The 13,072-nt window shown below is 61.3% G+C and carries 9 protein-coding genes; 4 read left to right on the top strand and 5 right to left on the bottom strand.

All coding sequences use genetic code 11. From position 1 onward, the window contains the following. Nucleotides 1-194: 194 nt before the first annotated feature. The 3 genes from ACW9I6_RS24050 to ACW9I6_RS24060 all read left to right on the top strand — a co-directional run bounded on the left by ACW9I6_RS24050 (nt 195) and on the right by ACW9I6_RS24060 (nt 4,591). Nucleotides 195-539: a cupin domain-containing protein gene (locus ACW9I6_RS24050; RefSeq protein ID WP_457339917.1), complete on the top strand. Its 345-nt coding sequence runs from the start codon at nt 195-197 to the stop codon at nt 537-539. Between the two features lie 558 nt (nt 540-1,097). After that, a complete protein-coding gene (locus tag ACW9I6_RS24055) occupies nt 1,098-1,298 on the top strand; it encodes a hypothetical protein (protein ID WP_003212332.1) in 201 nt (66 codons plus the stop codon). Nucleotides 1,299-1,537: 239 nt separating this feature from the next. Beyond that, nucleotides 1,538-4,591: a Mur ligase family protein gene (locus ACW9I6_RS24060; RefSeq protein WP_457339918.1), complete on the top strand. Its 3,054-nt coding sequence runs from the start codon at nt 1,538-1,540 to the stop codon at nt 4,589-4,591. Here the strand turns inward: ACW9I6_RS24060 and ACW9I6_RS24065 are convergent. From ACW9I6_RS24065 to ACW9I6_RS24085, 5 genes are all read right to left on the bottom strand, one after another. Beyond that, nucleotides 4,588-5,451: an alpha/beta hydrolase family protein gene (locus ACW9I6_RS24065; protein WP_457339921.1), complete on the bottom strand. Its 864-nt coding sequence runs from the start codon at nt 5,449-5,451 to the stop codon at nt 4,588-4,590. The genes ACW9I6_RS24060 and ACW9I6_RS24065 overlap by 4 nt on opposite strands. 35 nt (nt 5,452-5,486) lie before the next feature. Next, complete coding sequence (locus tag ACW9I6_RS24070; RefSeq protein ID WP_087693464.1) at nt 5,487-6,677, bottom strand: HlyD family efflux transporter periplasmic adaptor subunit; 1,191 nt, start codon at nt 6,675-6,677, stop codon at nt 5,487-5,489. 26 nt (nt 6,678-6,703) lie between these two features. Further along, nucleotides 6,704-8,887: a type I secretion system permease/ATPase gene (locus ACW9I6_RS24075; RefSeq protein ID WP_457339919.1), complete on the bottom strand. Its 2,184-nt coding sequence runs from the start codon at nt 8,885-8,887 to the stop codon at nt 6,704-6,706. Continuing rightward, on the bottom strand, nt 8,884-10,281 hold the full coding sequence (locus ACW9I6_RS24080; RefSeq protein WP_173406114.1) for a TolC family outer membrane protein: 1,398 nt from the start codon (nt 10,279-10,281) through the stop codon (nt 8,884-8,886). Before ACW9I6_RS24080 ends, ACW9I6_RS24075 begins: the two co-directional genes overlap by 4 nt. A gap of 182 nt (nt 10,282-10,463) precedes the next feature. Then, nucleotides 10,464-12,437 (bottom strand): BapA/Bap/LapF family large adhesin, encoded by a 1,974-nt coding sequence (locus ACW9I6_RS24085; protein WP_238544250.1) that lies wholly within the window; start codon nt 12,435-12,437, stop codon nt 10,464-10,466. Here ACW9I6_RS24085 and ACW9I6_RS24090 point away from each other — a divergent pair. After that, a partial coding sequence (locus ACW9I6_RS24090) for a hypothetical protein (protein WP_457339920.1) occupies nt 12,387-13,072 on the top strand: 686 nt, incomplete at its 3' end. The two genes, ACW9I6_RS24085 and ACW9I6_RS24090, sit on opposite strands and share 51 nt — an antisense overlap.

Here is a 13,072-nt window from a genome sequence, read left to right on the forward strand (position 1 = left end):
GGTCGGCACAGCGTGCCCTTCCATCGCCTGACACTCCGCCATCGCGGGCAAGCCCGGCTCCCACAGGGGTTGGCGGTGACTCACGGCTGTGCAAATGACTGCGCTTCTGGGCATCCCGATGTCGAGTCCAGACCACTGGCGGGCCGCCCAAGGCGATAGGGTTCGGACTTCCCTTCCACTGCCTCGGAATCATCATGTCCAAGCCAATCACCGTACTGCGCGACACCCATCCACTGCCGGTGCTGGACGCCTGCAAATGGGAAAAACTCGAAGGCGACCCGCACACCGTCAACCTCAACGCCTACACCAGCGAGGACGGCAGCAAGATCATGGGCACCTGGATCTGCACCCCCGGCAAATGGCGGGTGGACTATGTGAAGTGGGAATACTGTCACTTCCAGGAAGGCTACTGCGTGATCACCCCGGACGGCCTGGAGCCGATCCATTTGCGGGCTGGGGATATCTTTGTGGTGGAGCCGGGGATGAAGGGGACGTGGGAAGTGGTCGAGACGGTGCGTAAGTATTTTGTGTTTGCCTGATCCCACCTCCTGGAAAGGGGTCGCCCTGGCCCCTTTTACCTCAACGACGACCGTCGCGCCCTTCTGATAAAAGCAGCACCTCCCTGCCCCTCTTCCAATAACAATCGCTGTTATTCGTGACAACAACCCTTGATATTCGAAAACAATCAATTAGTATTTTGTGACAGAATATTGTGAACACCAAGTTCTTGAAAAAATCTCATGACGTAATGCGCAAAATACATAATCAAACTCACCAAACAGTACAACCACTACTTTAGTTATAGATAAGATTGACTTTTGACACCCCCCTACACTTTGAGATAGCTTTCTTGCAACCGGTCTATACTCGAATCTCATAGCATTATAACCCGATGATAATAAGAGGTACGGAGAAGGTGCAGAACTTCACATAATCGCAACCTTCACTGCACATTGATGGAAAACGCGCAGCGATTTGAATTAGACTCCAATGAATCAGTTGATTACCCCATTGGTTTGTTCTAAGGACTCCACACGTCTTCCAGCACTTACTGCACGCGGCAGTCGAGACCGCGCTTTTGTAAAAGGATCAAGAAAATGCCTGAAAAAACAACACGCCTGACCATTCTCATCGACTTCCCGACCAAGCAGCGTCTGGAGTCGCTGTCCGAGGAAGTTGACCTTACTATTTCTCAGGTTATTCGCAAGCTGATTCGTGACCATCTCCAGCAATACGAGAGCCAAGTCCCGCCCTCCGTGCTGGAGCCGGAGAAAGAGGATTCATCGCTCTGCTCTTGATATATAAGCCTGGTTAATTTGCCTTTATAAAACTGTGCGGCATAACTTTCTGCTTATTTATCAGCTGGCGCGCAGTTTAATCATGAACACTGCGCGCCACCCCTCTCCAAGTTAAAAACTGGTGATGAACTATGCCTGTGAAACAGCAATGGCTTGCTTGTTATGCTCATCTAAGCAAAGAAATGAATGGGCCTGCTGTATCATCAGACACCGCGCAGCCCTGTACCTTGTTTTTCTCCATGAGCGACGGCACCCAGCGCGCGCATGTTTTTCATATCACGGCAGATAACTTCGAAGCCGCCTGGCAAATCGGTGTGCAGCGCTTGCAGGGAGCCTACGAACGAGACCGTGCGCAGTCAGGCAACATCGTCGAACGTTCATGGATACGCGTCGAATGCGCGATCAACGTAACCGCCATCACCTGGGCCGAACTCAATGCGCGCTTCAAGCGCCACAAGCGTAATTACTTCCGGCGCGGCATCGCCTTCGATGCGGCGCTGCACATCGCGATCACCGAACAGGAACTGAACGCCAACGCGATCCTGTATGGCGGCAACGCTATCAATCACGCGAGCTTCAATGCCGGCAATTTTTCGGTGTACGCCAGGCGCCGTTTTACCGGGCTCAATACAGCCGACCTGATCGCCACACTTGAACCCGAGACCCCCGTGTTCCTGTTCGACACCAAGGGCGTTTTTTGTGCCGAAGACGGCGTGCCCCACCCGCTGAACCCTGGCCCGACAGAAACCGGCTGGCGCACCCTCGCAGCGCTGGAGCCCGGCATGGTAAAGGCGAGCATCATCAGCGCCGCAAGCTACCTGAGCACTCAGGTGCAGGACAGCGGCCAGTTCGTCTACGGCTACTTCCCGTGCTTTGACCGGGCGATAAAAAACTACAACACCCTGCGCCACGCCAGTACCACCTATTCGATGATCGAGGCCTGGGCACTGACCGGCGATGAGGCGCTTAAATCCGCCATCGACCGCTCGCTGGCCTACCTTACCCAGGAACTGATCAAGTCCTACGTGCTGCCCGACGGCAGTGTGGCGGCGTATCTGCTGGACACCGGTGACGAGATCAAACTGGGTGGCAATGCCGTGTGTTTGTTGGCGCTGGTCAAATATAGCGAAGTCACCGGCACCCGCCACTATCTACCCGTGCTGGAAGCCCTGGCCAATGGCATGGCCTGGATGCAGGACGCGACCACCGGCGCCTTCGTGCACGTCTTGCATGGCCGTGACCTTACCGTCAAAGAGGCGTTCCGGATCATCTACTACGACGGCGAGGCCGCGTTCGGGTTGATCCGCCTCTACGGCCTCACCGGCGATGAGCGCTGGTTAACCGTGGTGGAAAAAGCCTTCGACTACTTCATCGAAAAACAGCACTGGCGCGAGCACGATCACTGGCTCAGCTATTGCGTGAACGAACTGACCCGCTACCGACCTGACGAAAAGTATTTCCGCTTCGGCCTGAATAACGTCGCCGGTTATCTGGGGTTCGTGCAACAGCGCATCACCACCTTTCCGACGCTACTGGAATTGATGATGGCTGCGCAGCAGATGCTCGAACGCATCGCCCAGCAAGCGCAATTGCGCCACCTGCTCACCGAGATCGACCTGCACGCGTTTTACCGCGCCCTGCATCATCGTGCGCGCTATCTGTTCAACGGGTATTTCTGGCCGGAAACGGCGATGTATTTCGCCAATCCTGCGCGCATTGCCGGTTCGTTTTTTATCCGTCACCACGCGTTCAGGGTGCGCATCGACGACGTGGAGCATTACCTCTCGGGGCTGATTGCCTACCACCGCTACCTGCTCGACGGCGCGCCGCAAGTGAGCCTGGCCCAGGACGCAGCGCCCCTCGGCTGGGTCTGGGACGCCAACACCCTGGCTCGGGTGACACACGGCACCTGGGCCAAACAGCCACCGCCCGGTTGGTACACGTCGGGTTTGACGCCGTCCATGCAGTTTTTCAAACCCCAGCGCATGCTCAATCGGCACCCCAGCAAGGTGGGACCGAACGAAGTGCAGTCGGCGCTGCGCTGGGCCCAGGCCAGTCCCGAGCGGCGCCCCTCGGCGTTCTTGTGTGTAGACCCGACGCCCTACCTGGACAGCGGCCTGCCGGTGTTACAGGTCGCCGATACCAGCGAGGCCATGCTGCAAATGGGTCGATACGCCAGGCAGCAATTCACTGGCCAGGTGTTCGGCGTCACCGGCAGCTTCGGTAAAACCACCGTGGTCGCCATGCTCGGCCACGCCCTGAAACACTGGGGCGAAGTGGGCCACACCGAGGCCAACGCCAACCTGCCCCATGGGATCGCCTGGAACCTGGCGAGCATGCCCCGGCCGGCCAAATTCTGGGTATTGGAAATGGCCGTGGGCCGCATGCCGATTAACTCGGAGCTGGTGCGCCCACACATTGCTATCGTGACCGGGCTGGCTCCGGCGCACCTGGAATACCATGGCACCCTGGAAAACCTGGCGCGTAAAAAGAGCGCGATCTTCCGCTCGATGGCACCGGGTGGGCACGCGGTGCTGTGCCGCGATATGCCGCACTACGAGGTGTTCGCCCAGGCCGCCGAAGTCGCGCGCTTGCACGTGACCAGCTATGGCGAACACGCCGATGCCGATGTGCGCCTGCTCGACGTGTGCAGCGAGGCCGACCGGGTCTACGTCACCGCGCAACGTGACACGCAACGGCTGGATTTCAGCCTGAGTGCTCGCGGCCGACACATGGTGCTCAACGCGCTGGGGGTGCTGGCGTCGCTGTTCGCCGCGGGGCTTGACGCCGACCAGGCACTGGAAGTGCTGACCGGCTTCCAACCGGTGGAAGGTCGCGGCAATATCCGCTCGATCAAATGCACCGACGGGCATTTCCAGCTGATCAACGATGCGTACAACGCCAACCCCGGCTCGATGGCTGCGGCCTTGCGCTCGATGGCCGACCTGCCCGTGGCCTCGCGACACCGGGTAGTAGTGTTGGGCGACATGCTGGAGCTGGGCCCCGACGCCCAGCGCTACCACCTGGAACTGGCTGACTCGCTGCGCGCGGCGGCGCCCCGGCATTTGGTGCTGTGCGGGCCGCTGATGCGTGAGGTGTACCGGGTGCTGCGCAGTGAGCTGTCAGTGCAGTGGTTCGAGGATGCCACGGCATTAGGCCAGGCGTTGGCGCGCCACCCCGGCCAGTGGTTCCAGGCGGGGGATTGGGTACTGGTGAAAAGCTCCGGTGGTACCGGGTTGTCGCAGATCTGTGATTGGCTGAACACGACCGAACAGGCGGTGCCGGCGGGTTAGCCCGCGCAGCCCGCTGCTGTCTTCAGGCCAATGTCATTGCGCAGTTGGTGAAACATCGCAGGCACACCCTGCGCCTTGACCAACTGCGCCTGATGCCCGGCGCGAATCAACGCCCGGTAAAAACGCTCCTGCAACACAAATGGGGTTACCTGGTCATCCACGCTGCCAATCACGAACAACTGCCGCGCAGGCGCAACGGCAATGCCGGCCATGTGCTCCAGGGGATCGTAGGGGTGCAATAAACCATTGGTGTCGCGTCCCGGACGCGAAGGCAGGCCTTTGCTTTGACGCAACATCTGCGCGCGCTGCACCAGGGCAAACGCGCCGGAAGTCATCACTGCACACTTCACATCGGTACGCCCCAAGGTCAACAACGCCGCGGCCACCGTGGCGCCGCCGCTGTGCCCCAGCAACACAAACTGCCCGATGCCGTAACGCTTGCGCAGCTCGTTGAGCGCAGCGTCCAGCACAATGAATTCCCGCGCCTGGCGCCGCTGCCCATGGTTGCCGCTGGAACCGTAGGTGCCAGGTCGCGCCACAATCACCACCGGTACGCCCGCACGCCGGCTCAGGGCCTTGGCCTGCCTGGCCTTGGCGGCCAGGGTATTGCCAAGGATCGACTCGGGCGAGCGGTGCATTTCCACGTTGCGGTCGCCATGAAACATCACGATCACCACGGGCGCACGGCTCAGCACCGCCCCGGAAAAATAGCGAATGCACTCATCGCCCCCGGCCAACTCGACCCAGAGTGCAGAGTCGACCTGGTTGCAGGTCGACTGGTCGGCCGGGGTGTTCCAAAGCAACGGTGTCGACCCCTCGCTCAGGGCCCACGCGCCCGGCACGCCGGCCCACAACAGCATCCACCACAACGCAAACCCGGCCACAGCCACCTCGCCTAACGCTCGCGCAAGGCCTCCCGCGCACGGTTCATGGGCTTGATCAAATAGTCGAGCACGGTTTTCTGGCCGGTCTTGATATCCACCGAGGCAATCATCCCAGGCACAATCGAAAACGACTTGCCGGCCTTGTTTTTCAAGGTGTCAGCGTCGGTGCGGATGAACACTCGGTAGTAAAAAACTTCTGGCTTGACCTCGTCCTGGATAGTGTCCGGAGAAATGGTCACGACCTTGCCGTCCATGCCGCCATAAATGGCGTAGTCGTAGGCGGTGATCTTGACCTTGGCCACCTGGTCGGGATGGATAAAGGCGATGTCTCGCGGGGAGATACGCGCCTCGATCAACAACTGCTCATCCAGGGGCACAATCTGCATCAGGCGCCCGTTGGGCGGGATAACCCCGCCGATGGTGGTGACCTCGATCCCCTTGACGATACCGCGCACCGGCGAGCGCAGGGTCAGGCGGGTCACCGAGTCGGAGCGCCCGCGCATGACTGACGACAGCGTCTCGACGTCGGCATTGACCTTCGCCAGGTCCTCACCGGCCCGCACCATATACTCGGAGCGGGCCTGGGTCAGTTTCAACTCCAGCTCGGCCTTTTGGCGCTTGAGGCGCAACACCTCAACGTTGCTGGCGGCGCCGACCTTGGCCAGGTTTTCGGTGATTTCCAGCTCGCTACGCACCAGCCCGAGCGACGATCGCACGCCGGCCAACGATTCTTCGAGGCCCTTGCGCCGAGTGTTGAACAGGTCGGTTTCGGCGCGCACCAGTGCGGGGTAACGCTCAAGCTCCGGGGGGAACAGTAACGGTTTACCGTCTACCTCGGCCTGCAAACGCGCGACGCTGGCCAGCGACGCCCGGTACTTGGCGGCACTTTCATCAAAGTTGGATTCGGTCTTGGTCGGGTCAAGCCTGGCCAACGTCTGGCCATTTTTGACGATATCGCCCTCCCCCACATTCAATTCCGTGACGATGCCGCCTTCCAGCGACTGGATGATTTGCTCACGCGAGGTCGGGATGACTTTGCCGCTGCCCGTCGAGACTTCGTCCACTTCAAAAAAGTAGGCCCAGGCACCAAACGCAATCAGCATGACAAACACCCAGCCCACCACGCGCGTGGCGCGCACCACGGTGCGTTCATCCACGCCGTCGTGGGTATGCCGGGCGCCTTCGTCTTCGGTGGCGAGCAGGGGTATGGTTTTCGGCGCAGGGTTTTTCACTGGGTTTTCCCCTTCGGTTTGGACAGGCGCGCAATCGCGTTGGCTTTGCTGTCATCGACGATGATCTGGCCGTTGTCGACCACGATCACCCGATTCACCAGGCTCAATACACTCATGCGGTGCGTGGCGATAATCAGCGTGCGGTGGGCTGCCCAGCGGTCGAGGTTGTGGATCAACTGGCGCTCGGTCGCTTCATCCAGGGACGCGGTGGGCTCGTCGAGCAATACGATATGCGGCTGGCGAATCATCAGCCGCGACAGCAGCAGCGACTGACGCTGCCCGCCCGACAGGCCCAGGCCACCTTCCAGGATCATGTGGTCCAGGCCGTCGGCGAACTTGCCGATGAAGTCGCCCGCACCGGTCAGCGCCAGGGACTGGAGGATTTCCTGATCGCTGGCATGCGGCGCCCCCATGATCAGGTTGTCGCGCAGCGTGCCGTGGAACAGCCGCGAGTTTTGTGTCATCAGCCCCACATCGCGGCGCACGTCGGCGGGGTCGATGTGGCTGAGGGCAACGCTATCCAGGCTGATGGTGCCGGCCTTGAGGTCGAGCATCCCGGCCAATGCCTGCAACAGCGTGGATTTACCCGCGCCGTTACGCCCCAGAATCGCGATGCGCTCGCCCGGCTGGATCTTCAGGTCGGCCACACGCAGCGCCGGCACGGGGGCATCGTCGGAATACTGGAATGTGGCCTGGCTCAGCGCGTATTGGCCTTTGATCACCGGCAGGTGCACGCGCTTGCTGCCCTCGGGATGGTCCACCGGCAATTCCATGATCCGGTTCAGGCCTTGCAGCGCAACCTTGGCCTGCTGCCAGCGCGTCAGCACCTGGGTGATCTGGGACATCGGCGCCATCATCCGCGACGCCAGGATCGACGCCGCGACAAGGCTACCGGTGGTCATGTCGCTGGCCATGACCATGGGCGCACCGAACACCACCACCACGGCAAACACCGAGCCCTGCACATTGTTGCTCCAGGCCACCAGTTTGTTGGTGAGCATCCGCAGGCGCAGGCTGGCGTCGCCGCAGGTGGCGTTGTAGTGATTCCATTGTTGCTGGAAGCGCTGTTCGGCCTGCAACGCCTTGATGTCGTCCAGGCCTTGTATGGTCTCCACCAGCATGGCGCTGCGCAACGAGCTTTCACGCATCGACTCATTCGCCAGTGCCGCGAGTTTTTTCTGCGCCAACAGCCCGGGCACTATCAGGAACAGCACAGCCACCATTGGCACCGCCACCAGCGGGCCGGCGATCAACCAGTAGATCACCAGAAACAGCAGGAAGAACGGCAGATCGGCCAGCGCCGTGGCGGTGCTGGAGGTGATCAGCTCACGCAGTTGTTCCAGTTCCTTGAGCTGCGAAATGAACGAGCCGGTGGACTCCGGCCGGGCGCTGTTACGCAAGCGAATGGCATGCCCGAACACCAGGTCGGAAACGCGCAGATCCGCGCGTTTGCCGAGCATGTCGGTGATGCGCACACGTGTGATGCGCATGATGAAATCAAACACCAGCGCCAGCATCACCCCGCCAAACAGCACATACAGGGTGGGCATGGATTCGGCCGGGATCACCCGGTCGTACACCTGCATCGAAAACAGTACCCCGGCCAACCCCAGCACGCTGGTGACCAGCGACGCGAGCATCACATAGCCATAGGGCCGCAGGTCGCGCAGCACGATGTTTTTGAACCACGCCTTCTCGTAAGGCTTGATGTAGTCGTCCACACGCCGGTCACGCACTGCCGCCATGGGTCGCAGAATCACGCTCTTGCGCGCTTGCTCCAACAGGTCCTGGCGGGTGAGCCGGCTTTGCAGGCCGCCGTCGCCGCTGTAGGCGATGCCCAGGTTGTCGCCGTCGCCGAGGGTTTCGAGCACACCCACCTGACCGTCGGCAAATTGCAGCACCACCGGTAATTGGCGCTGCATCAGCGTGGTTTCGCTGAAGTCGGCAATCACGCAGTTCAACCCCGCCTGGCGGGCCATCTGCCGTACCACCTCTTCCACCGAAGCGCCTTCGGTCCATTGTGCGGCGATGCGCACGCTTTGGGCCGAGCATTCCAGGCGGTAATGCCGGGCCACGCTCAGGACGGCCTCCAGCCACACTTCATAATCCACTGCGGGCGCCGGGTTCAGCGGTGTTTGTACTGCGTTGGTTTCGTCCGCAAGCATCACAGCATCATTCATGGCCGAATCTCCACACCTTGCAGGGTGCTGTTGTCCAGGTGGAACGCCGTGCGCAATGCGCCCGTGTTGTAGAGGCAATCGATTTTCAGGCGGCGCAGGTCAGCGGCGGTGTTTTCCCGGTCCATGCGTGCCTGGTGAATTTCCTGCTCTGCATTCAGCAGGTCGAGCAACGGCCGTGTGCCCAGTTCGAGGTACTGCTGGCGATACAGGTCGCGGGTTTCGGAGATGCTGCGCTCACGAAAATCCAGGGTGGATAGCCGCTGGCTGAGGCTTGAGATTTGATCCCGCGCCTCCAGCAACCCCTGGCGAACCGCAAGGCGCGCGGCGTCGTTGGCGGCATCGGCGGAACGCAGGGCCTGTTGCGCGGCGGATTTGCGAGCGGTGATTGCGCCGCCCTGGTACAGCGGCATTTTCACGTTGAGAAATACGCCATAACGGGTACGGTCGCGGCCGCCGGGGACGTTGCTGTCGTCGTTGTTGTCCAGGTAGTGCGTGATGGACGGGTCCAGCGACACGGTCGGCAACGCCTCGGCACGGGCTTGTGCAATCAGCGCCAGCGCATCGACACGCTGCGCCTGGGCGATCAGCAGGGTCGGCGTGACTGCCGTATCGGGTACCACGCCCACGCAGGATTGCTCCAGGCTTGCCGGAAAACCATTCGCCACGCTCACTGGCGCCTGCGACCCAAGCAGGCTGCTCAACGTGCTGCGCCAGCGATTGAATTGCGCGGTGAATTGCAATTGCGTCGCCACCGAGGCCTCGACCCGCGAGCGGGCCTGGATCAGGTCCGAACGGGTGCTGGCGCCCATGTCGCTGCGCTTTTTGGCCAGCTCTGCAATCGCCGAAATGCCGTCGATTTGCTCGCGAGCCAGTTGCACCAGCAACTGCGAGCGCTGCAGTTCGATCACGGCGAACGAGGTATCGCGCGCCACCTGATCGATCGACAGCAACACCGACGCTTGGCTGGCACTGACCCGCGCCAGCGCACTGTCGACAGAACTTGAGACCTTGCCGAAGTCGTAGAGCATCTGCGACGCCGACAACGAAAACGCACGGCTCTGGCCGTTGCCCCTCAGGCCGCTGTCGTAGCCGGAGTTGAAGCCACCGCTGACTTGCGGGTAATAACCGGAACGGGCGATGTTCACGTTCTCGTTTTGTTGGTACAGCTGGCCGATCGCCTCGGAAATTGCCGGGTGCCATTCCACCGCCAGTTGAATGGCGCGTGTCAGGTCAAGGTTGCTCGGTATGACGTGCTCGGGTGCCACCGGTGCGCTGACGCCCGTTGGCCCGCCGGGTAAATGTGTGCCCAGGTTGCTCGGGCTGATGATGTTGACGCGTTCTTCATCGTCGATATACGACGCTGCCATGACCGGCGCACGCTCGGGCGCGATCATTGCGACTGCCAGAATTACGGCAGACAGCTGCTTGGCCAAACTCTTTTGCCTCACTGCTAGTCACCTGACTGTTGTCAAACCTGATGAGTACAACAACGGACCGTGACTGACGTCACGGCCCATCGCTGCATTACCGTTGGTAGGGAAAACCGGGCCTTGCGGCCCGGCCGGCAGGGGTGGCGTTACACCACGCTGATGCCGCTCTGTACCCAGAGCTGATGGGTTTCATCTTCCGGACTGGTGTAGATCACGTACTCAAGACCGTTCTCTACCTGGGTCGCACCGGCGCTCCAGTCACCTGTCAGGTGCACGCTGTCCTGATCGTCGCCCTGGATCATCAAGCGATCCGACTCAGGCCCGGTGATGGACACCAGGTCTTCGAGGCTCAGGGTCAGGTCGACGGCGCTGACATCGTTCAGGTCGATGCTGTGCACCCCGCTGACTGTGCCAATCAGGTCGGTGAGGTTGATGGCTGCATCGCCGCCTTCCCACAACAACCCGTCTGCACCCGCGCCAGCATCGACATGGGTGAAGTCGGTGTCGTCGGCCACCACGGCATCGTGGTGATCGCCGTCAACGTTGGCGCCGTCATCCGCCGCCTGGTCCACCGCACTGTGGGCAGCGGCAATGCCGGCACCTTCAGTGGCTGGCGCACCCGGGTTGGCGTCGTCCCAGACCAGGTCGCGATCCGGCGAGTCGATGCGCACGTAGAGGTCGGCGGTGTCTTCCTGGCCGGTTGGCGTGGTGAGCTTGTAGGTGAATTTATCCACCTGGCCAATCTCGTCCAGCGTCAGCCCGGCATGCGGGGTGTAGACGTACTTACCATCGGCAAACACGGTCAATGTGCCGTGGTCACCGTTGATTTTCGTCCCCGTTTGCCCAGGAATCACATAGACCCCGTTGACCAGCACACTGAGTACCGTCAGCGGCGAACCGAGGACATCCGGCCCGGACAAGCTGTCGGACAGCAGGTTGCCAGTCGCATTGCTCATTGCACCGGTCACGAACTCCGTGAGGGAGGTGGTAGTGAGCTTCTGCGCAATGTGCAGCGCACTCAGCGACAGCACGGCACCGGTCGTCCCGGTCACGCGATAGGTCCCGGCATCCAACCCTTGGAACGTGTGGTTCGCCTGGGTAGTGGTCTGCTGCGTGACCCATTCGTTACCGATGAACTTCTGCAGATTGACGGTCGTGCCTGGCAACAACGCAATGCCGGTGACGGTGACGTTGATCGCAAGCTCTGCGGTCGTGCCCGTGGCAACGTTGATCTCGGCACCCGTACCCGTACTGCTGCCGAGCAGTGCCAGGTTGTAGCTCAGGGTCGCCAGGTCGGCCTGGGTGACCAGGTTGACGATGTCGATCTGCGCCGAACCCAGGTCATCATTGGCAACCGTGTTGATCACGCCGGGCGCAGATGGATCGGTAGCGCTCCAGTCCACGTTGACACTCGGGCTGTCGATACGCACATACAAGGTTGCCGAGGCCGAAGCACCGGCACCATTGACCAGGTGATACTCGAAGGCATCCACCTTGCCGATGCTGGCGACATCGCCGTTCGGGGTGTACTTGTACTCGCCGTTGGCGAAGATCGTCAGCTGACCATATTGGCCCTGCAGCACGGTGCCGGTGGTGGCGTCGGCATCGACGAATTCGCCGTTGACCTCGACCTGCACCTTCACTGGCCCGCCGGTTCCCGGTTCATCCGGTTTACCGCCAATGCCCGGGTCGGTGATGACGTTGCCGGTGACATCCGGCCCTGCTTCCCCGGTGAAGTCGGTGAGGCTGTCATTGGTGACGCTCAACTTGGCCGTGGCCCCTGCACCAACGCTGACCAGGTTGGGGTCGAGCTTGAGGGTAAAGCGATACTGCCCGGCTTCCAGGCCTTCGATTTTGGCGCTGGAGCTTTGTCCGAACAGCCCCAACAGGTCGAGCAAGCCCGAACCGTTGCTGCCTTGCTGCACCGGCAACCATCCACCGGCACCGTCGCTCACTTCCAGCGTGGCAGTGAAGCCACCGCCCAACAGCGAGACCAGGTCGGCCTGGGCAAACTGCAGGTTCAGCGTTCCGCTGGAACCCTCGGCAACCGAGAACTCCTGCTGCTTGGTGTGATCGCCCAGAATGATGCCGCCGACACCCAACAGGGTGAACACGCGCATATCGGCCAGGCCGGTGTTGGATGTTACGGGTTTGATGGTTACTTCGCCGGTAGCGAGGTCGTCGAAGGCTTCGAGGTCGGCGTCGGCGTCGGCGTCCGCATCCGCATCAGCGTCAGCGTCAGCGTCAGCGTCGGCATCGGCATCGGCATCGGCATCGGCATCGGCGTCAGCATCGGCGTCAGCATCCGCATCCGCATCCGCATCCGCATCCGCGTCGGCATCGGCATCGGCATCGGCATCAGCATCAGCATCGGCGTCCGCATCAGCATCGGCATCGGCATCGGCATCAGCGTCGGCGTCGGCATCAGCGTCAGCGTCAGCGTCCGCATCGGCATCGGCATCGGCATCGGCATCAGCATCCGCGTCCGCGTCCGCGTCGGCATCGGCATCAGCGTCAGCGTCAGCGTCAGCGTCGGCATCCGCGTCGGCATCCGCATCCGCATCAGCGTCGGCATCGGCATCGGCATCCGCGTCAGCATCCGCATCAGCGTCAGCGTCAGCGTCAGCGTCGGCATCAGCATCAGCATCGGCGTCGGCATCAGCATCGGCGTCCGCATCGGCATCAGCATCAGCATCAGCATCAGCGTCAGCGTCAGCGTCAGCGTCAGCATCAGCATCAGCATCAGCATCAGCAT

It is taken from the genome of Pseudomonas sp. SDO5522_S412 (assembly GCF_054071215.1).

Bases quoted from the DNA above. Each gene is read 5' to 3' on its own strand.
- ACW9I6_RS24050 (WP_457339917.1), top strand. From the start codon at position 195: ATGTCCAAGCCAATCACCGTACTGCGCGACACCCATCCACTGCCGGTG.
- ACW9I6_RS24060 (WP_457339918.1), top strand. From the start codon at position 1,538: ATGAGCGACGGCACCCAGCGCGCGCATGTTTTTCATATCACGGCAGAT.
- ACW9I6_RS24075 (WP_457339919.1), bottom strand. From the start codon at position 8,887: ATGAATGATGCTGTGATGCTTGCGGACGAAACCAACGCAGTACAAACA.
- ACW9I6_RS24065 (WP_457339921.1), bottom strand. From the start codon at position 5,451: ATGCTGTTGTGGGCCGGCGTGCCGGGCGCGTGGGCCCTGAGCGAGGGG.
- ACW9I6_RS24080 (WP_173406114.1), bottom strand. From the start codon at position 10,281: ATGATCGCGCCCGAGCGTGCGCCGGTCATGGCAGCGTCGTATATCGAC.
- ACW9I6_RS24085 (WP_238544250.1), bottom strand. From the start codon at position 12,437: ATGCGCGTGTTCACCCTGTTGGGTGTCGGCGGCATCATTCTGGGCGAT.
- ACW9I6_RS24055 (WP_003212332.1), top strand. From the start codon at position 1,098: ATGCCTGAAAAAACAACACGCCTGACCATTCTCATCGACTTCCCGACC.